General features: G+C 25.2%; 15 protein-coding genes and 1 tRNA gene. 2 read left to right on the top strand and 14 right to left on the bottom strand.

Going from position 1 to position 22306, the window contains the following annotated elements; translation table 4 throughout:
- Window positions 1–304: 304 nt before the first annotated feature.
- The 4 genes from EXC60_RS06010 to EXC60_RS00640 all read right to left on the bottom strand — a co-directional run bounded on the left by EXC60_RS06010 (window position 305) and on the right by EXC60_RS00640 (window position 7549).
- The gene (locus tag EXC60_RS06010; protein WP_129619848.1) at window positions 305–2623 is read right to left on the bottom strand and encodes a DUF885 family protein; all 2319 of its coding nucleotides are present in this window, start codon (window positions 2621–2623) and stop codon (window positions 305–307) included.
- An 86-nt stretch (window positions 2624–2709) separates the two neighbouring features.
- The gene (locus EXC60_RS00650; protein WP_129619846.1) at window positions 2710–2976 is read right to left on the bottom strand and encodes a Vmc-like lipoprotein signal peptide domain-containing protein; all 267 of its coding nucleotides are present in this window, start codon (window positions 2974–2976) and stop codon (window positions 2710–2712) included.
- 288 nt (window positions 2977–3264) lie between these two features.
- Window positions 3265–6504, bottom strand: coding sequence for an AAA domain-containing protein (locus tag EXC60_RS06005; protein ID WP_024544042.1), 3240 nt, complete (start codon window positions 6502–6504; stop codon window positions 3265–3267).
- Window positions 6505–6664: 160 nt separating this feature from the next.
- Window positions 6665–7549, bottom strand: coding sequence for a DegV family protein (locus EXC60_RS00640; protein ID WP_024544041.1), 885 nt, complete (start codon window positions 7547–7549; stop codon window positions 6665–6667).
- 94 nt (window positions 7550–7643) lie between these two features.
- On the opposite strand from EXC60_RS00640, the gene tyrS reads away from it, so the two are divergent.
- Together tyrS and EXC60_RS06000 are read left to right on the top strand one after the other, a co-directional pair.
- Window positions 7644–8894, top strand: coding sequence for a tyrosine--tRNA ligase (tyrS, locus tag EXC60_RS00635; RefSeq protein WP_024544040.1), 1251 nt, complete (start codon window positions 7644–7646; stop codon window positions 8892–8894).
- Window positions 8888–9061 carry a hypothetical protein gene (locus EXC60_RS06000; protein WP_156909646.1) on the top strand — a complete coding sequence of 58 codons (174 nt, stop codon included), beginning with the start codon at window positions 8888–8890 and terminating at the stop codon, window positions 9059–9061. Before tyrS ends, EXC60_RS06000 begins: the two co-directional genes overlap by 7 nt.
- A 53-nt stretch (window positions 9062–9114) precedes the next feature.
- Here the strand turns inward: EXC60_RS06000 and EXC60_RS05995 are convergent, their stop codons facing one another.
- The 10 genes from EXC60_RS05995 to EXC60_RS00580 form a co-directional block, all read right to left on the bottom strand.
- Window positions 9115–10827: a hypothetical protein gene (locus EXC60_RS05995; protein ID WP_024544039.1), complete on the bottom strand. Its 1713-nt coding sequence runs from the start codon at window positions 10825–10827 to the stop codon at window positions 9115–9117.
- Window positions 10827–11549, bottom strand: a complete 723-nt coding sequence (locus EXC60_RS00620; RefSeq protein ID WP_024544038.1) for an ATP-binding cassette domain-containing protein — start codon at window positions 11547–11549, stop codon at window positions 10827–10829. Before EXC60_RS00620 ends, EXC60_RS05995 begins: the two co-directional genes overlap by 1 nt.
- 24 nt (window positions 11550–11573) lie before the next feature.
- Window positions 11574–12659, bottom strand: a complete 1086-nt coding sequence (locus EXC60_RS05990; protein WP_024544037.1) for a hypothetical protein — start codon at window positions 12657–12659, stop codon at window positions 11574–11576.
- A 30-nt stretch (window positions 12660–12689) separates the two neighbouring features.
- The gene (locus EXC60_RS05985; protein ID WP_024544036.1) at window positions 12690–13031 is read right to left on the bottom strand and encodes a hypothetical protein; all 342 of its coding nucleotides are present in this window, start codon (window positions 13029–13031) and stop codon (window positions 12690–12692) included.
- The gene (locus tag EXC60_RS05980) at window positions 13019–13789 is read right to left on the bottom strand and encodes a hypothetical protein (protein ID WP_024544035.1); all 771 of its coding nucleotides are present in this window, start codon (window positions 13787–13789) and stop codon (window positions 13019–13021) included. Before EXC60_RS05980 ends, EXC60_RS05985 begins: the two co-directional genes overlap by 13 nt.
- Window positions 13789–14883: a hypothetical protein gene (locus EXC60_RS05975; RefSeq protein WP_024544034.1), complete on the bottom strand. Its 1095-nt coding sequence runs from the start codon at window positions 14881–14883 to the stop codon at window positions 13789–13791. Before EXC60_RS05975 ends, EXC60_RS05980 begins: the two co-directional genes overlap by 1 nt.
- The gene (locus tag EXC60_RS05970; RefSeq protein WP_024544033.1) at window positions 14883–15977 is read right to left on the bottom strand and encodes a hypothetical protein; all 1095 of its coding nucleotides are present in this window, start codon (window positions 15975–15977) and stop codon (window positions 14883–14885) included. Before EXC60_RS05970 ends, EXC60_RS05975 begins: the two co-directional genes overlap by 1 nt.
- Entirely contained in the window at window positions 15977–18424 is a 2448-nt protein-coding gene (locus tag EXC60_RS05965; protein WP_024544032.1) for an RNA polymerase beta'' subunit family protein, read from the bottom strand. Before EXC60_RS05965 ends, EXC60_RS05970 begins: the two co-directional genes overlap by 1 nt.
- Window positions 18417–22037: a hypothetical protein gene (locus tag EXC60_RS05960; RefSeq protein WP_024544031.1), complete on the bottom strand. Its 3621-nt coding sequence runs from the start codon at window positions 22035–22037 to the stop codon at window positions 18417–18419. Before EXC60_RS05960 ends, EXC60_RS05965 begins: the two co-directional genes overlap by 8 nt.
- A 188-nt stretch (window positions 22038–22225) precedes the next feature.
- A tRNA-Ile gene (locus EXC60_RS00580) sits at window positions 22226–22302 on the bottom strand.
- Window positions 22303–22306: the final 4 nt, after the last annotated feature.

The raw sequence follows: 22306 nt of genomic DNA, 5'->3' as shown, positions 1-22306 counted from the left end.
AAAAATTAATTTAATTTGTTTGTATATATTGAAGTGAAAAAGTTAAGAAAAATAAAAAGTAATAACAAATATGGATTGCTATTGCAAGGCTTTTATATTATGTATTTGTTATATTTTAAATTAATGGCTATTAGCCTAATATTCTGTAACATTTAGCACTTCTAACGTCTAAAAATTTAATAGACTATTTAATTATAATAAAAGGCTAAAACTAAAAATTGAAATTCATAACTTTCTTATAACAATTTGTTTTTTTAACAAAAAATGAAGGAAGTTTTATTCCCTCATTTTCTAATTTAGAGTGTTATTTTAGACCATAAACTCTTGAAATTACTTCTTCAATAGTTCCAATAGGCAAGGCACTATTTCTTAATAATCAGTCAAAGAATTTCTTAATCTCACCATGTTCACCTAGTTCATTTTTAGCATTAATAAATTGTTCTCTTGTTAATCCTAATTTTTCATGAACTTTCTTGTATAGGTCTAAAAATACTTCTTTACCTGAGTTATATGAAGTAGCTTGACCTACATAATTGAAGTAACGTTTAGATTCTGATGTAATATCACCAATACCTAAAGCAGAGTTTTTAGACATATATTCTCTAGCTTGTTTGATTGAAATTCCACTTTCCAATTCTGAATTTCCTTGAACACTTACGCCATGGTATGCAGTGTCAACTGCTAAACGCATGTTACGTAATTGTGCTTCATTTAATGCACCAAAGTATTGTAACATGTTAGCTAATTTAATAGCATCACGAGCATGTTGTTCATCTTTATTTGTATAGTCAGTGATTTGAGCAACTTTATTTCAATAAACTCCACCATGTAGTTTTTTGATTTGATCAATAATTTCAGGCTTTGAAACATTATCAGCATTTGCAAATGATGTAATACCCTTGGCAAAGCTAAAGTCTTTTGGCATTGCATAGTAATTTGTGCTTGCATAATCAGGAGTTCCATAGAATCCAGCTTCAATACCAAATCATTCCATAAATAAAGCTCATCCTTCAATATATGAGGTATAGTTAAATGTTCTAGCTCCTAAACTTTTTCCATCAATTTGTGCTAAATGGTGTTGTGCATACATAAGTTGATTATGGTGTCCCATCATACTTTCATGGTTTGCAAATGATGTTACAGACCATTTTGGTAAACTATAATATGGATCACAGTTAAACATAAATTTTTGTACTGCAGAACTATATGCTCCAACTCCTTCATATTCTCTTTCAGCATATTGATATGTTTGGATATTGTAATCAGGAACATTTTTTGAAAAGAATGTTCTACCATATGATTGAGTAGTTTTCTTAAATTGTTCATAACCTTTAAATGCTTCTAAAGCACCATAGTAGAATTGCGAATTTGTAATGCTTCCATATGGATTGCTACTTGATTTAAGAAAATCGTAACCAAATGTTGTAAGTTCGGTGTGAGCATTTTTTAAATTAGGGTCATCGTCAAGTTCTTTTTTATGTTCATCAGTATAGTAACTTGCATCTTCACGACCAAAGAAGAAATCTTCTGCATTTAACCACTTATTAAAGTTTTCTAAACTAATTTGGCCATTTTTTCTAATTTCTAATGTAAGTTCTTGAGGTGTACCTGTTCCTATTCCATCAGCATCATATTTAATTTTAGAAGTTCAATCTTTACCTTTTCCTGCGATCAAATCAGCGGTAGCATTAGCAATTGTTTTCATGTTTTCAACTGACGATTTAGTAGAATCAACACCCTTTTTATTAACTTGATCATCAGTTAGATTTGATGTTGTATTGGCTTTTAAAATTTGTTGATAAATTTGTTTACCAGTCAAACCATTTGGTTTACCAGGAATATAACCTAATCCTGCTTTCTTTTCATTTAAATCTTTTTCAGTTAAACCTAAACCATATATTTTTGTATATGTTCCATTATGTTTGATTTCAATAATATTTTCAAGTTCTTTGTGTTTAGCAATTTCTTTTTTAGAAATTGCTAAATCTTGAATATCTTCACCCTTACAATATTCACTTGCTTTGTAATATTCATTAACATAATAGTCATAGAATCTATCAATATAATCTTGGCTTGTATATGAAGATTCTGCTTTGGTTCTATCAAATCCAATTAAATCTTTAACAGTTTTTGTTTCTTCAGAGCCACTTAAAAACGCATTTAATTTAGCAGCGTATTTGTTTTTCAAAAATGCGGCAATATTATTTTTGATGAAAATTTTTGAAGGTACAATTTTTTGTTCGATAGCTTCTTTTAAGGTGTTATATCACTTAATTGCCATATCTTGGCTACTTACACCTAAACTAGAAGAATAAAATGAGTTAGCTATATAAGTACGTGCAGGTCCACGACCAAAGTTTGCAAGCAAGTATCTTAAACCATTTTCATAGTTACCTTTTTGAATTTCTCAATTGTATTTCAAACCACTTGCTCATGCTAAAACATTTGCATCAAGAGTTGTGGTGTCAATTTTGTTAATTTCATCAATGTAACCTTGAATAAACTTAATAGCTTTTTCATTTTCATCTTTGTCTGGAAATGAAGAAAATTGTGTTCCAAATTCATCATTAAATTTCTTTCTTAAAGCAAGAATTTGGTTTGCAACTTCGATGTCTTTTTGCACATCGGCATTAGTTTTAAATCCGGTAAAAGTTTTAGTTTTAGTTACTTCTAATTTGCTATTTGCGTGAATGATTTTATAAGTAACTGTTAATGTCCTTTTTCATCGTCTGCTTCTTTTTTAATAACTTCCGCAGTGTAACCATCTTGTAATTTTGGCAGGTTTTTAATAATATCTTCATCGTTGATATTTGATGGTTTCACTAGATGATATTCTTTTTCAAATTCCTTTAATTCAACACTATTAAGGTATTTTTTGATCCTTCTTTCACTACAACTACTTGAAATAATTGCAATTGGTGCAATTGCGGCAAATACACCTAATGTTGACAAAAGAATTTTGTTTCTTTTTAACATTGATTTTCAACCTTTCTTTATAGATTTTTGATAAAAAAATTAATTAATTTAAATTATTTATATATTGAAAGTATAAAAAGCTAAGAATAAAAAAACAATAGCAAAATTGATTGCTATTGCAAAGTTTGTTTATTACCTTTGTTATATATATGCATATATAAATTAGGAATGTTTACTAGCTTAATATTCTCTAACATTTAACACTTTTCAATGTCTAAAACTATCTAGACAATTAAATTATAAAGAATTACAAATCATTTTTTTAATAACTAAGGTTAAACAACTAAATTATTTGGTTAATAAAGCAGTAATAAATTTAACTAATGCTTGTTTTTCATCACTAAATCTAAATTTAGAGATCCGATAAATTGGATATCCTTTAACAGACATAAAATCGTTTTTAATCCGTTCTGAAATGAAATTATCGACATTATCAGCATTTGTTGAGTCGTCAATTGTTAAACCTAATAAAAATGTTTTCTTCTTATTATCAAATAAAGCGATATCAACAGTGTAAGAGCCAATGCAGTAATTTAATTCTAAGTCAATATTTTTTGCAAATTGTTGATCTTTTAATCAATTTGTAAGTTCAAACACAAAATGAGATTTTTCTAACATTGTGTTTGTTGATTCATCTTGAACAATTGAAGCATATTTTTTCTTTTTGTCGCTATTTAATTCAATATAAGCTAATCATTTTTTAAATGTCATTAAATTATCGTTTTTAGGATCTATTTCATTAGCTGAAATTGATTTTATAACAATCATTTTATCTTTTGCTCTTGTAATTGCAACATTTAAGGCATTTCTTCCTTTTTTAGAACCTATATATGTTGCATGAAGTGAAGTTTTTGAGGTATAACCTACTGATGCTATAACTAAATCAGCTTCATCACCTTGGATATTTTCAATATTTCTTAAAATTACTTTATCTTCTAAAGCTGCAAATATTTTAGGAGACGTTAAAACAATTTGTTCACGAATATAATCTTGTTGCTTTCTATTAAATGCAAGTAAAATAATTGATTCATATTTGTTTAAATATTTTTCGCAAACACTAATCATCTTAGTACATTCAATTTTGTTACGATTATCTTCTCAGATACCTTTAACATTGATTACATCAATACTTGTTTTTTCTTTAACATTAAAACTGTCAAGCCCCTTTAAATTAGAATCATAAAATTCTTTGCTTGAAAATAGAACAAGTTCTGAGGAATTTGAACGGTAGTTCATTTCCAAGACATATTTAGGTAAATGATTATGAATTGCTCAATCTAATAATGAAGTAATTTCTTCTTCACTATATTCATCATCACTTTCATCACGAGTTGAAAACCAGTTTGATGGTTGCATTTGTTGGTTATCACCAGCAACAATAACTTTGTTTGCAACAGAAATAAAAGGAATTGCTTTTTCAATATAAATTTGAGATGCTTCATCAAAAATTACATAATCATATTTATCTTTGTCAAAATTGACAAAGTTTCCTAAAACTTCAGGAGTTCCGACAAAGATGTTATAAACTTCTTTGATAATGTCTTCAAATAGTGAAGTGATAATATATGGAGGGTTTATTTTTCTTTCTAAACGGCCAAAAAATTGGTTTAATTTTTGACGTTCATATTCACCTTTTTGACGGTATTTATCAAGTCTTTGTTTTGCATAAAAAGCACAATTATTGTAAATTGCTTCTAAAAGTTCAGGAGTTGTATTGCTTAATTTTCTTGTGCTTAAGAATTTTTCATATTCTTTTTCTTTTTTATCAAATTCAATAAAAGCATTTAACCTGATGAAGTTAGACATTTGAACTAAATCTTCAATGTCAAATTTGCTTAGATATTTTTTATAAAGTTTAGTAATTTTTTTAGTTAAATGTCATTTACATAAAAATTTTGGTGATAATAATTTCCAAATTGTATCTTTTGTTTTTAAATAACCAGTTTTAATGGCAATTTTCTTACGAGGCCATTTTTTATAGTTATTAAAGAAAGTTAGAAATTCATTTTTAGATGCAAATTTGTTGTAAAGTTTATAGAATTTTAATAATATTTCTGCACTCTTAGATGGATTTGCTTTTGATTTTAAATCATTATAAGCATCTAAGTCTTTAACAAAAAACTCACCTAATTCCGTTTTGGTTTTTAAATAATTAATTTCAGGTTTAGTAAAGAAACTTGAGTTGTAATTTTTTAAATTAGAAGGAGCTTGAATCTCATTAATTTGTTTAAAATATTCAATAATAGGTTTATAAAAATATTCTTTTTCACCTTGAGTAACTTTAGCAGTTTCTGAAAATTGAAATAGCATGTTTTGATATTTACCAAGTCTTTTTAAAACAACATCTAAAGCTACTTTTTTTTGTGAAATAAATAATGCTTTTTTATTTTCTTTAGCAATGTTTACTAAGATATTAGCAATAGTTTGAGATTTTCCAGTCCCTGGAGGCCCTATAATGATTGCTGAATTTGATATTGTTCCAATAATTGCTTTTTCTTGCGAAAAATCTGATGCTGTAACACGTGCAATATTATTTTTTTCTAGTGCCTTCTCATATGCTTCTTTAGCATAATCTTTTAAATCATCAATTCGAATTAATTTATCAATTTTGTCATTAGCAATTAAATTAATGACAGCTTCTCTTAATTTTGTACCCCCGGAATTACATGTAATTAAACAAGTTCCAGGCATAAGTTCAATAGTTGCTGTGTTTTGAAAATCACTTTTGTTTAATTCTTCAAAAGGTTCAAAGCAAATTTTATGACCATCACTGCGGGGCATAAATCTTTTGTCAATCTTATCTAACGAGATTAAAGCTTCAGATAAGGTAACATCTTCACCATCAACTAAAATAGGCAATTTAAAATCACTGTGTTGTTCAATTAAATATTTAATTTTCTCATTGATGATAATGTTTTCGTCCATGTTTTCAATAAAAGCATCATTTTCTGAAAATGTGATTTTAACTGCTTTTAAAACTAAAGGTGCATATAAATAAGCATCATCTTTTCTAAACTTTAAAAAATATGTTCCAATAAACAAAGGTCAAATGTTAGTTTCTGCATAAATTTCTTCAACTTTTTTAGCACTTAATTTTCATTGTTTTAAGAAATTTTCATTATCTTGAATAATTTCTTTCTTATAAGTTTCAATTCATTTAGTTTCATTATTTTCAATGTTATTTAGCATTCTTGGAGTTAAAAAATAATCAAATTGTTTAGCTCATAAATAAAATCCATATTTGTCATGGACATTTCTTAATGTTCTAATTCATTTTGTATTACCATTTGTTGAAGTTTTTAAAGGAATTTTAAATTTGACATTATTAAAAATTTCTTGTAGGTTTTTAATTCCAACAACTTTTTTTAAATCTCTGTTAATATCTGATACTCTAAAAAGTGTGGCATTATCTCCACGTGATTTTATATCTAATAAGTTGTTAATTAATTTAAAATGCTTTGATGATTGTAATTTTTTAACATCAAATTTTCTAATTGCAGACAAATTAGCAGCAAAGATCTGTTTCATTTTAACCCCTTTTAAAAAACATTTATTATCTAAGAAAAATAAATGATACCTTAACTTTAATATTTATTATTTTAATTATATTTATTTATTGCTTGCATTTACAAATGTTAACTAAGAAATAACAAAAAATCAAGTTTTGGCTTGAAATTTTGTTTGTAAATTAGTATTTTGTTGCAAATTTAAAAAATTTCTCTTTAATCGATTTTGGAATGTTTGTGATGGTAAAACAAACAGCACCAACACCAGTATGAATTGAAATATCAGGTGATAAATCAATTGCATATGCATCTTTAAAATCAATTGAGTCTTTTAATTCCTTTGCAATCTCTTGCATTTTAGGTTGTGCAGCATTAGGTAAAATTAAATAAGTATCTTCATCAATTGGCTTTGGATAAACATTTTTCATATCAATTAATTGTTTTACTAATGTTTTTCTAAACACTCTACCAATTCCAAATTTTGTTAATGCACCATGACCAAATTGAATAATTGGAACAATTTTAAATAATCTTGCAATTGCAGCTGCGGGTTTTGTTAACCTTCCACCTTTAACTAAAGCATCATTAAATTCAGGAATTAATAAAAGTCTAGGCCCTTCTTCAGCAAAGATTTTGCAAGCTTCTTCAAAAGATTGACCGTTTTTCATGGCTTCTTCAAATAAAAGTAAATCTTTAACAATTAGATATGACAATTTTGTACTATCAATGATATAAACTTTGTCATTATCTGCAAACATAGTTTTTAACATTGAGTTTTGTGAAGAAAGTTCTTTTGAAATAGTATAAATTAAGATTTTGTCATAATCTTTTGAATACTCTTCGACCATATTTATAATTGTTGCAGGGATGCAAGCTGCTGTTTTAGCATCACATTTTTTGGGATTTTCATTTCAAATTTTTGCAAAATCATGAATTGTTAAGTTTTTGCCAATTTCATAAGTTTTGCCATTAATTTCAGCTTGCAAAGGTAATAAAGTTCAGCCATATTCTTCGGTTTGAGAACATGTTAATCCAGATGATGAGTCGACAATTATTTTAAATTTCATGTTTAATCCTTTTTATTTATATAAAATATAAATTAGTAATTTTACAATTATAATAAATGATTGAAAAATTTCGAGATTTTGTTAGGAGAAATCAATGAAAAATAATGCTTTAATTGAAGAGTTCAAAAGAAGAAATATTTTAAATAATATTTCTAATGTTGATAAATTTAATAATCTAGATAAAAATGTAAAAGTTTATACTGGTTTTGATCCTTCTGCTATTAGTTTGCATTTAGGTAATTATGTGCAAATTGTTAGTTTATTAAGATTTAAAAAGTTTGGAATTAACCCAATAGCAGTTATTGGTGGAATTACTGGAATGATTGGAGATCCTAGCTTTAGAGTATTTGAAAGAAAATATTTGGATTTGAAAACAGTTGAACAAAATAAAGCACATATTAAAATGCAACTTGAAAAATATGGTATTAAGGTTATTGATAATTTAGATTTTTATAAAAATTGAACAATCATTGATTTTTTGAGAAATGTTGGAACTATTATTAATGTAAATTATTTGCTTAGCAAAGAAAGTATTGCAACTAGATTAGAACAAGGACTTAGCTTTACTGAATTTAGTTATTCTTTATTGCAAGGTTGAGATTTTAAGACTTTATACGAAAAAGAAAATGTCAAAATTCAAATGGGTGGTTCTGATCAATGAGGAAATATTACCACTGGTCTTGAAATGATCAGAAAAACTCATGGTGAAAATCATGATGCAATTGCTTTTGTAACAAATTTATTGCTAGATGAAAAAACAGGTGCTAAATTTGGGAAAAGCACAGGCGGTGGAAGTTTGTGACTTGACCCTGAAATGACAAGCCCATATAGTATTTATCAATTTTTATTAAATCAAAGTGATACAAAAGTTGAAGAACTTTTAAATTGACTAACTTTTTTAGATGTTAATAAAATTCAAGATGTGATAGAAAAACATAACCAAGATAAAACCAAAAGACTTGCACAAAAAACTTTAGCATATGAAGTTACAAAAGATATTCACTCAGAAAAAATTGCTACTCAATGTTTAAAAATAAGTGACATTTTATTTTCAAAAAATAGCGACATTTTAAGTTTGACAAATGATGATATTAAATTACTTTTGGGATTTTTACCTTCTTATGTAGTTAAAAAAGATCAAACATTTATTGATTTTATTAAAGAAAACAAGATTTTGAATTCCAATCGTGAAATTAGAGAATTTTTAGTAAATGGTTCATTTTTATTAGACAACAAAATAGTAAACGATGAAAATCAAGTTATTGAATTTCAAAATTTTAATAAGCAATATGCAATTTTAAGAAAGGGCAAAAAAGAATTTATTATTCTTAAGAGCAAATGATAAGAAAATATTGATATAAAGTAGTAGAAACTGACCCGGGTAGTGCTGAATATATAATGAACCAACTTGCTGCCATGGGATATGAAGTTGTAAGTACTACATATTGGACACGCTTTAAAACTTCTATGATTATTACTTTTAGAATAGAAGCTGAAGAAGATGATGAATAAAAAAAGTAGCTTTTGCTACTCAAATTAGAAATCAAAGTTTAAACTTTGATTTTTTAATAATTTTTTCTTCTTGATTTTAAAATCATATAAGTTAATAAAGCTAAAGTTATATCAAACAGCAATATAAACAAGACAACATCATTGGTAGAAACTAGTTTTGTTTTAAATTGAGTAACATATTTATATTGATTAACAAATGATGAGTTTGGTTGTAATTTAAATTTTAAAATCTCATTGTTTGGATCACTTAGTGTATATAAACTTTCAAGTATTTCATTAATATCTTTTAATTTGTTTGATTTTTCTTCAATTAAAGTCTTTCAATCATCTAAATTATTAATATCTTCAAAAACATTTTGAAATTTAGATAATGTAATACTAAAAGTTTCTAATTTTTCATTTCTTAGAATTACATTTGCAGAAGAAAATGAGAGTAAAGAGTTTTGCAAATAGTTTTTATCTTCATCAGTAATTTTTGTATCTTGATTATAATAACCATTTTCGGGAATTAGATTTTCAATATAAAATGGATTGTTTGATGATTGTCTAGTTGTAATTTGACTTGTTGTATATGCATTATCAATATACAAAGTAATAAGTAGATTATAAAAATCTAAACCAAATTTATCCATAATGTCTTTTTGAAGCTGCAAGTTATTTTTGATTAACGAAGCAAAATCTCTTCTTAAATATTGAACATTTTTGCTTTTATAACCCAAAATTGTTTTTAAAGACGATAATTGTTCATTTGAAAATAAATCAGCGTTTCAAATTGGACTTTTGACTAAATTTTTAATTTCTAAAAAATCTTTTGATGCTAAATTTGCAAAAATTTCTTTTTGAATTAAATTAATTAGCTTACTATTATCATATTTTGCTAAATCAATATCATTAACATTGTATACATAATAATTGCTTGCTAATTCTCAATTTTTAATTTTAAGTTTTTGGTCAAAAACATAATTGTTATACTTACTATTTGTAATTTCGTATGGCTTAACATTACAATCATTTATGATACTTTTCATAATAGTCGAAGGTGCTAAATAAAATGCATTGATGACATCAAAATAATATTTGCTATGGCTATTACTTTGATTATTTAATTCATCAATATTTTTAAAAACATAATGGGTAATTTCTTTATTATCTTTTGTAATTTCAATAACTTTTTTATAGTTATTTCAATTAATTTCTTCAGGTGATTCATAAATAAGAGTTCTGCTAATAATAGGAGTTGCAATTAAAATACCAGCAACAACTAAATTTAATGAATTTCTAAAAGCATTATTTTTAATTAGAGTTGCAAAAAAAATAATAATATTGAAACTAAATATAAACGCTAATAAATTAAAGAAAAATAAACTAATAAAATATAAAAATATTCTGCTATTAGTTTTAACTTTTGATGCTAAAAATATTGCATTAAGTGAAGCTATAATTAAACTACTAAAAATGAAGAAAATAATTCCAAATATTAACTTTGAACCAAAAATTTTTCTTTTGTTAGAAAAAGTCGAATTTAAAATTTGATCATATTGATTTATTTTTGAATTATTAAATATAATTTGAAAAAACATTAAACTTTGAATAACAATAACAACATAGCAAATTAAAAACGTAATTCAGTTATATCCAAAAAACAAATTATTAACCAAGTTAAAAGGCAGATTTCCAAATATCAATAGAAATGAAAGGGATAAGAAAGTTAGAGCAATTTTGTTTTTAAACAAATATCTAAAATGATTTTTGAGTAATAAAGACATTATTTAACCTCCTTATTTCCTAATATATATTTAGAATATAAAGATGCTAATTGTTCATGGTTTTCAATTTTTCCACTTCATGCAATTCTTCCGTGTGTGATAAATGTAGCCATATCAACATATCCTTTAATTTCATTAATCAAATGTGTTGAAACAAACACAGCCATTCCACTAGATTTAAATTCATATAACTTTTGATATAGTTTCAGTCTTGATGTTGGATCTAAATTAGCTTCAGGTTCATCTAAAAATAATAATTTTGGGTTAGCAAGTTCGGAAAATAATAAAGCAAGTTTTTTCTTTTCTCCAGAAGAAAAAGAATTTGGATTATTTTTAAGTCTATGGTCAATTTCATATTCTTTGAATTTTTCTATGATGACATCATTAGAAATCTCATTACCATTAAAAGCATAAACAAAGTTTTTAACATATTCTAAAGCATTTAGATATTGTGGAAATTTTAAATCAGTATTAAAAAATAAAAATGATTTACGATTTTTTATGTCATCAATATTTTGGTTATTAAAATATAATGTTCCAGAATAATCTAAATCATTGCCAACACATATATTCATAACAGTTGATTTACCTGCACCATTTTCTCCAACAAATGCGTGTAAAGAACCTTCATAAATTTTAAAAGATGCATCAATAATAATTTGTTGTTTTCTAATTGCCTTATAGATGCTTTTTAATTCAAAGATTATATTATTTTCCTTCATTATTTAATTTCCTAAATTATAAAATTAATAAATAGTTTCACCTTCTCATTTAAAAACTTTTAGGCTTTCATTATTTTTCTCTGCTCTAAACTTAAAATGAGTGTCAATAACCTTATTTTCGACTTCTTCTTTATATTTAATAACCTCGACGATGGATGAAAAATGATCCATTGTATCAAGATTATAAATATTTTTTTTAACATTATCTTGTATATCATATTCTTTAGAAAAATTTTGTGTGACAAATTGCTTATAAAAGTTATAAGGTGGCTCAAATGGATATCATGGATTAGTTCCTTTGCTAAAGTAATGTGCGCCTTTGATTAACAATTCTGAATTTACATTTTTGTATTTGTTATTAATGTCATTTATATCAATCAATAATTTCGGTTTTGGGATTGAAAACAATCGCATAAAATGTTTAAAATTATAGTTTGTTCAATGCTCATCATTTTCATTCAAAAAATTAGTTGTTAAGTCTAATTTTGAAAAGTATCTTCCACCATATAAATTAGATGCATTCATATAAACCAAGTTGTCACCATATAAAGAAATGTTTAAATTCAAGTTTGGTAATCCCAAAATTTTTGTATACATCTCATATTCTGCAATTTTATTAACACCTATTGCTCATGTTGCATTGTTGTTATTTAGTAAATTAAAATTAAAAATAATTTCTTTTACAAAATATTGATAACCATTGATGCTAAGATCATTATTGACATATTTTTTTCTTTTATCAGAAGCATAATTATCAATGATTTTTTTAAAAATATTGTAATGTCTAATAAAATCGTCATATCATTTTTTGAAATCAATCACCAAAGAATATTCAAGAGTATGCTGCCCAATTGATTTTAAATACATGTTATTTCCTGAAAACACAAAGTGTTTTTCTTTGTCAAACTTAAATTGTTCAAAATCATCAAAAATATAATTTTCTTTTTGAATATATTCATTAATGTAGCGTTTTTCAATTTCTTCATCTGTTTCTTTAGCGCGCTTTTCAAAAAAATCATCTTTAGTAGTATTATTACAACTTGAAGCTATTAAAATAGGCGAGCTAATTGCAATGATTGGTACTATACTTAATAAAATTTTCTTTTTCATTATTATTTCTCCATGTAATTTACAAACCTACTAAACAGTTTCACCTTCTCATTTAAATACTTTTAAATCTTCATTATTTTTTTCTGCTCTAAATTTAAAATGAGTGTCAATAATCTTATTTTCAACGTTGTTTTTATATTTAATAGCTTCGATAATAGAAGAAAAATAGTCAATTGTATCAGCGTTATAAGTGTATTTTTTAACATTGTCTTGAATATCATATTTTTGAGAAGAATTTTGTGTGACAAATTGTTTGTAAAAATTATGAGATGGTTGATAGGTACCTCATGCAGTATTGTTATTTAAATAACGCCCACATTTTATAAATATATTTGAATTTACATTTTTATATTTACCATCTAAATCATTCATATCACTAGATAATTTTGGTTTAGGAATTGAAAAAAATTCATAAAGTTTTCATAACTACCATTAGTTCAGTAATGACTATTTTTTGGATATCTTTCTGTATCCAAAAAATTTGTTGTTATGCTTAAATTTGAAAAATATCTCCCAATATACAAAGTATATGAAATTATATCATCTAGTCTATTTCCATATAGTGCTATATCTAGTTTTAAATTAGGAAGCTCTAAAATTTTTCTCAACATTTCTTGTGCAATCATTTTTGTAATTACAAAACTTCAAGTTGCATTTTGGTTGTTAAATAAATTAAAATTAAAAACAATCTCTTTAACATAATATTGATATCCATTAATATTTAGAATGTTATTTTCATATTTTTTTCTTTTCTCGGGGGCATATTTGTTAATTACTTTTTTAAAAATTTCATAATGTCTAATAAAATCATCATGTCATTTTTTAAAATCATCAAATAAGAAATATTTTTCTTCATTAAGCTTACTTCGCTTCATATACATTGTATTGTCTGTATAGTAAAATTTAAAATGTCTTTCTTTATCAAATTTAAATTGTTCAAAATCATCAAAAATATAATTTTCTTTTTGAATATATTCATTAACATAGTGTTTTTCAATTTCTTCATCTGTTTCTTTAGCACGTTTTTCAAAATAATTATCTTCAGTAGTATTATCACAACTTGAAGCTATTAAAATAGGTGAACCGATTGCAACAATTGGTACTATACTTAATAAAATTTTCTTTTTCATTAGTTTTTAGGAACCTTGCCCGCTCATTTAAATATCTTGATATCTTCATTACCTTTTTCTGCTCTAAATCTATAGTGAGTATATGTTTCTTTTATTAATTGGTCTTTATACTTAACTATTTCTACAATAGGAGAATGGAATTTGATAGGATCAAAATTACACATACTTCATTTTGTTAACTCTTGTAATTTTTTGTCATCATAATCTAAAAAAGTTTTATAAAATTGTTCATATGATGCTGCACTGTAATCTCAAGGTGTATAAGGTGTATTATCAACATCGTTAGCATGTCCTGCTTTGAATGAAATATTAGCCGGTACGTCTTTATATTTGTTGTTTTCGTCTTTAATTTCAGGCAATAATTTAGGTTTTGGATTAAAAACCAATAACATTAATGCTTCATAATCGTCTTTTGTTCATGCATAATTTTTTTCTTTACTATCATAATACATGTAATCTGAAACAAAATTTAGTTTTGATAAATATCTTCCAGAATATAGAAGTCTTGGGTTAACTAATTTACTCATAGGAAATTCTGGTAATGCAATATTTAAATTTAAATTTGGGAGTTCTAGTATTTTATTTAACATTAACCAAAATTTATTTGTTCAATATATAAGTAAGTATCAATTGGCATCTATTCTATTATTTACATTAAAATCAAAGATGATTTCTTTTACAAAATATTGATATGCACCAGCATTAATGTAATTAGTTCTTTTGTCAGGTGTATGCATAGTAATCACCTTTTTGAAAATATTATAGTGTCTAATAAAATCATTATGTCATATTTCAAAATCTTGGATTAAAGGAAAGTTATCTTTTGAAGTTTCTTTTAGGGTAAGAACATTGGGATCAACGTTCTTACGAAAATGTTTTTCTTTATTAAATTTAAATTGCTCAAAGTCATCAAAAATGTAATTTTCTTTTTGAATATATTCATTAATGTAGCGTTTTTCAATTTCTTCATCTGTTTCTTTAGCACGCTTTTCAAAATAATCATCTTTAGTAGCATTATCACAACTTGAAGCTATTAAAATAGGCGAGCTAATTGCAATAATTGGTACTACACTTAATAAAATTTTCTTTTTCATTATTTTTTAGGAACTTCGCCCCATCATTTGAATATCTTAACATCTTCATTATTCTTTTCTGCTCTAAATCTATAGTGAGTATATGTTTCCTTTATTCTTTGATCTTTATACTTAACTATTTCTACAATAGGAGAGTGGAATTTGATAGGATCGCCATTATACATATATTTTCCTGTCATTTCCCTTATTTTTTTATCATCATAATCTAAAAAAGTTTCAAAAAATTGCTCATAAGAAGCAGCACTATACCTTCATGCTGTATATGATGTGTCATTAAATTCGTCAGCATGACCTGCTTTGATTGAAATGCTAGCGGATTTATCATTGAATTTATTATTTTCATCTTTAATTTCAGGTAGTAATTTTGGTTTTGGAATAGATGTAAGAGACATTAGAGTTGCATAATCTTCTTTTGTTCAAGCATAATTTTTTTCCTTGCTATCATAATACATATAATCAGAAACAAAATTTAATTTTGATAAATATCTTCCCTGATATAGATTTGGTGAAATAATTTTATGAATCGGAAATTTTGGTGTTGCAATATTTAAATTTAAATTTGGAAGTTCTAATATTTTATTTAACATTGGTCAAAATTCCGGAGTTCAAGAAATAAGCAAATATCAATCAGCGTCTATCCTATTATTTACATTAAAATCAAAGATGATTTCTTTTACAAAATATTGATATGCACCAGCATTAATGTAATTAGTTCTTTTGTCAGGTGCATATTTATCAATCACATTTTTAAAAATGTTGTAGTGTCTAATAAAATCTGCATGTCATATTTCAAAATCTTGAATTAAAGGATAGTTGTTATTAGAATCTTTTGCAAAATCAAGGGCATTTTGATCGACATCAGGTTTGTAAAAATGTCTTTTTCTATTAAATTTAAATTGTTCAAAATCATCAAAAATGTAATTTTCTTTTTGGATATATTCATTAACATAACGTTTTTCAATTTGCTCATCTGTCTCTTTAGCACGTTTTTCAAAATAATCATTTTTAATAACATTATCACAGCTTGAAGCTATTAATATTGGCGAGCTAATTGCAATAATTGGAATAATACTAAATAAAATTTGTTTTTTCATTATTTTATCTCCTTGATATTAATTTCAACATATTTCTTAACGTATTCATATATGTTATATTCATTTTCAAAATAGTAAACATCATTATTAAATTTAAATTTTCATAAATTGAAAAAATTAGCTTCTAGTAGAATGTATTTTTTATTTTTTTGGTAATAAATTTTATTTTTTGAAGGTTGAATTAACTTGTCTAGCAACATGTAATAGTTTTGCAAAATTATCTCTTTATTATTAAATTTTAAAAAATCGTCAGGTAATGTTATATCATTATCTTTCAAAAGACCTTCTAACCCATGGATTTTATATATGATTTCAGGAATTAAACCTTCTTCTAAAATATTTTTTTTAAATTTCTTTAATGACTCTTCATTTATAAAAGTAGTTTTGTCACTATATGGAATATTAAATCTAAATCTATTTTCCTTGTGGTAAATAAAAGTTTTTAATGTTATTAATTTTAATTTATCACTCTCTGGCAATACTAATTGTTTATTACTTTTTAAAAAATTTAGCAACTGTTCTTCATAGTTATTTTTTGATGCACTAAATTCAATGGTATTCTCTTTGGCATATCTAATTTGTTTTTTTAAGAAATGTTTTATTTTGTCAATAGTTTTATCAAGTGTTTGATAATTCTCGATAACATCAATATTCTCATTTTTTTTCATTTTGTCAATTAATTCAGAAAAATTATTTTCGGTTTCATTTAGATTAACAATTGTGCTAGTAACTTTTCTATTTTCAATATTTTTAATCATTTTAAATCCAAAAATGTTTTTAATATCATTATTTGCTAAAAAGGGTTTATTATTTAACAAATATACCTTACTATACATACGAGTGATTAAAGAACTAATCACACCCTTTTTTAGTATAAATTCAAATAAATCATAAAAATATGTAAAGTTGTCTAGATTTTTGCTTTCTCCATTTTCTATTGATTCAAATTTGTTAAAATCTAGTAATAACTTTTTGTTATATGATCAATTTTCAATTTTATGTTTGCTAAGAATAAAAGAAATGAATTGTGTTATATAGTTATAAAATACATTCGAAAAGGTACTCAACACTTTTTTAAATTCATTGTTATCAAAAATATTATTTAATTCTTTTTCAATAAATGCTTTATTAATAATTCCTTTGTTGTTTAAATCATTAGATAAGACATCATAATCGTTTTTTATTTTTTTAATAGAAATGTCTAAACCATAGTTATGATATGATCTTTTACCTGAGTCAAAAATAGATGAAGCAAGTCAAGCGGGAACGTCCTTATTCTGTTTATAATCACCATGTTTTATATATTCATTACTTTTGGTTCCTGCATACATTTCCAAGTTCTTAAAATCAAAAAATTGATTTTTAGCATTGTTATTAAATTTTAATGTTTGTTTACCGTAATAGTAATAATAATGATTTTTTCATTTTGTTTGTCTTTTTCCTACATTATCCGGATGATTAATTATTTTCTCTTCTAGTTCTTCAGTAAATGAATTTATAATTGTATTTCAGTCACCATCTTTAATTGATTTTCCAAATTTTTCACTTAGTAAGTATTTTTGAATTCAATCATGATCAACATCTTTATATAAAGTCATTCCATCATTAGATAATGTTCAAGAATCGTTACCTTCTAAAGTTTCATATTTTCCAAATTTAGCATAATGATCTTTATAAAACCAACGCCTTCCTGCATCTCATCTATGTTTTAAAGAAAGTTCAATTCTATATACTTTTTTGTCTAATGATTTTTTGTAAGCATCTATAAGGCTATCAAAAACTTTAGTAATAGTGTTTGATTCGTGTTCTACTCACAATCTTTTATCACCTTTATCATTTTGCAAATATAAAGCATTTTTTTCTTCTAACAATCCTTCTCTAGCACCTTCTGATATTAAATCATTTAACATTCTTTTTATGTCTGATTCTACTAAAGCATTGTAATATTTAACACCTGTGCTAGTTTGTACTTCATAAAAAAGATTATCCATAATGTCTTCATTAATATTTTGCAAAATAGCTTGTTTTGCCTCGTTTTCTGTCTCATACTCATTACCAGCTAAATCTAAATAATATGGATCAATATTTGCTTTTGAAAGATAATCATCAATTACATTTTGTCGATTTCAAGTATGCGTACCATTTTTATAAGTATATGCTGGTTTAATGTTGTTAACATCATATTTAGCCAATAAATCTTCTTTGTAATTTACAATCCCATCATTATTTTTAAAATGTTTTTCACCAACATGTCTTTCTATTTTTGGATCGTCTTTTTTAATTAAATAATCAATAGCCTCTTGTTTAGAATTAAAGGTTTTAACCTGATTATCAATTAACATTTCATATTTTTTGGTATTACCATTATATTTGCTAATTGCAATAGTTGTGGCTATTGGTATGGAAGGAACTAGCAAACTTAAACCAATAGATAATAATTTATTCATTTTTTACTCCTTTTGATGCATTCTCTCTTTTTAACTTTTCTTTATCACTTTGTATTTCACAATATTTAATTACTTCATCTCAACTATTAAAGTATTTTCCATCATAAAAATATTTATTTAAAAATTCATATTCTTCTGTTTTTTGAGTTATATCCAAATAGTTTTTCTTATGTAAATAGTTAATTGCAGTATCATAAGATAAAAACATTTTATATTCGCCATTGATTCCATAAATCTTGAAAATCTTATGCCTTGTCGAGGATTTTAATTCATCATAATTTTTATTAGTAAATAACATTTCTTTTGATACCATTTTTGATAATACATTAAATTTTTCTCTAAATAATTTCAATCTTAACTCATATGTTTTCATTAAATAATCATGGAAGTATTTTCCTATTTTTGTATTAAATAAGTTTGTATCAAACATTAAAAATTCATTAGATTTCAATTCTTTTTCACCGTTAAGTTGTTTTAAAATAGTTTTGTAATTAATTGAATTGTTATTAAATCCATGATAATCTTTATTAAGTTGATCAATTGGGATATTACTTTGTGATAGTTCAGGTATTTTCATTACTAATGTTGGTCTTAGTTTTTCATCAATAAGTTGTAACAATGTTTTAGATATTTCATCATAGTTCTTAGTTCAAATTGGCTCTTGCACTGAATCAAATTCCATGTAAGCTCCTTCAGTTAAATATCTAGTCTTTAGTAAGTTTCTTTCATTGACTTTTAGATGTTTCTTTAAATCATCAATTGTTGAAAAGAAATATTTTGCATTGTCACCTTCTTCAAATTTCTTCAAATCTTTTTCAAATGAATATACAGAATGGATATCATTAGTTATAACATCCCCATTTAGAATAGCTGTTAAAGCATCTGCTTTTAAATTAGTAGAATCTAAATTTGTATACTTCTTGCCATTAAAATAATAATAGCTATTAACAAATTCAGGTATATATTCAATAGGATCTAATAATTTAGCATGTTTTATTGATCTTTCTTCAGTAACAATAAGACCTCAAAATCTACTATTGGTAATTCCGCCGTCTCATACATATGAGTCATTAACATTACCAGTATCTGTATAAACATAATCACTAGTTGTTTTTTTACCAATAATTTGCATAGCCAAATCCATAATTATATTTAATGCAGCACCAATACACAACGAAACAGGATTAGGTGGAAATGCTCCTATAATTGAGTTAAAAATTGACTTGATGGTTCCAAGTGCTTCATAATCTACATTTATATTATCTTTTGAATTAAAAATGCTAATTAATTTGAAAACATCTGCTGCAATTGCTGCTATACTTTTGTACTTATTAATTTTTTCAGCAATTTTGTCAGTGGTGGTTTCTATTTTTTCTAATTTAATGGTACCATCACCATATTTGACTATAGTTTTATTTCTAATAGTTAATAAACTAGAAAATTTCTCGTTTTTCTTTACTTTATTATATTCATAAAGCATTTGTTTTGCATCTTTTGCATTATTATTAACATTCAATCTACTAATTTTATTTATAGTTGTAGTATCACTAGAGTTATATCTACGATGATATTCTAAAGTAGAAGTTTGTATAAAACTAAAAGTTTCTTGATATTGAACTTTATATGCTCCTGGCCTGTTAGAAATATATCTATCTAAATTTTTTGCAATGTTACTTAGTGTTGCTTCAACAGACTTTGAAAAACTTTCTCCAACTTGCAATGCAGACAATACAGTTAAATTTATTTGAGCATCTTCATATTCATTTAACTTTCTTTTGAAGTCTTTATTTTTTATATATTTGCCTTCTTCATCACTATAGACGTAAGGTGAATCTTTACCTATAAATGCATATTTCTCATAAAGAGATTTATAAAGAATTAGATCATCGTCATTATCAGCTTGTCTTAATAAAAAATTAGAATTAAATTTGGTTAATGAATTAGTTGTTGTTACGGCAGTCATAGCATTTGTTATAACTGAAATAGCGGTCAATATCCTTGAGTTATTAGCAAAAACATTAATAAAATAAGTAAAATCAGAATTAAAATCAAACCCTAAATCATCAATACCGAATAATTCAACTAAATCTATTGCTTTACCATTGTTATCATTATATAATTCTTCACCAATAACACCCTTGACACAATCATCTAATTCTTTAAACATTGTACGATAATAATCTTTAAAAGCATTAATTGCTTTAGATGATGCTTCATATTTAATTAAATGTGCTAACCCGGATAAATATGTAATTGATATTTGATTGAAAAATCCACCATTTTTACCACGTTTTGTAAAAGTAATAATAGATTCTAATTTTGAAAACAAATTTTTGTGCGTCGAATCTGTTTCATTAATTTGAACTTTTGTAAGTTCTTTTTTCATTGTTTGAAATTTATCTCTAAATTTAAAATATTTAAAAATTGAAAAATCATTTACATATTCTTTTGTTAATTCATCTTGTTGTGTTTTATTCAGTTTATGTCTTTTGATATACTTTTCAATAAAATTTGCATTGGCTGTTGACAATAAACTTGAAATAAATTTGTTAACTAAAGATTGATTTTGTGAATTATGTCTTTTTAGCTTAAAATCGTTTGTAGGCTGTTTTGACCATTTCTTATAATCAGTTATATTTTCTATATCGCGACCAGTAGATTCATGCACGTAACTTCCATATAAGTTACATGGATCGTCTATATCATTATCAATTAAATATTTTTTTCTACCTTGATTAGATTGAACGTTTAGAATGGGGAGCTTTTTAAGGTATTCATCGCTTGATAGAAATCTATTGCTAAAATTATCAACTTCATAAATTCCATTGTTATGACTAACATATTTTTTACAATTACTTTCAATAAACTCATCTAACTTAGATTCTTCAATTTCTTGATCAAATTCACCTGCAACAAATACAATATTTGTGGGTGCTTGATATATGTTATCAGGTTGTTTTATTGCAAAAAATTCTTTAAAGGCTTTTGCTCTTTCTGTATCATCAGCAAATTCACTATTAATTCTTAAAATTTCCTTATGAATCATATTTTTAATTTCTTGTTTAGAAGAATAATACTTCCCTTGAAATTTATAAAAAGTATGGGTATTAGCATATGAATCTTTAGCTTCATCTTCTGATTCATATGCTATTCCATTTTTTCCCATATATGCTGTGGTGTTATCATTTTCCTTTTCACCATTTTCGTCTTCTTTAGGCTCGTCAAAATTAAACTGATTCATTAAATTTGATGACAATGATCCATCAACATTTAATTCATTCTTATCAATATCACCATAATGAGAGCCTTCTATAGTGTGAATATGGTTAGCAAGAAATTTCTTAAAATTATTAATATCACTAAAAGATTTATTTTTTGTATTTGAATAATAAATTGTTTTTTCACTATGCGTTTCAATTTGTCTTGCTAGTTTTCTAATAGCCTTTTCTCATTCTATACGAGAAGTATAAGACTTATTGTTAAGATAAAAGACTTCATTATTTCTATCTTCTTTCTTAAACAACAAAATTGCTGGTGCTGAGATTGTACCTATTCCTAAAATAGATAATGGTAAGGCATAAAGTAAAATCTTTTGCCTTTTGGTCTGTTTCATAAATACCTTTCAATAATTTTTATTAGTTTACTAATAAGTTTTTCCGAATTTTAACACCAAAACTTAATTTTTTATGTTTAATTTTATATACAATTGATTTTTTGCTGTTTTTATGTAGTATTGGCTAATAAAAAATGTAAATTAAAAAAAAGTAGCAATGTTGCTACTTCAAAGTCAATTTCTTGAAATGGTGCGAACGAATGGATTTGAACCATCGACCCCACGATTATCAGCCGTGTGCTCTAACCAACTGAGCTACGCTCGCATAT

Source organism: Metamycoplasma salivarium, from assembly GCF_900660445.2.
Taxonomy (GTDB): Bacteria; Bacillota_I; Bacilli_A; order Mycoplasmatales; family Metamycoplasmataceae; genus Metamycoplasma; species Metamycoplasma salivarium.
Note: the sequence above shows the minus strand (reverse complement) of the source record. Positions and strands in the feature narration are given on the sequence as shown.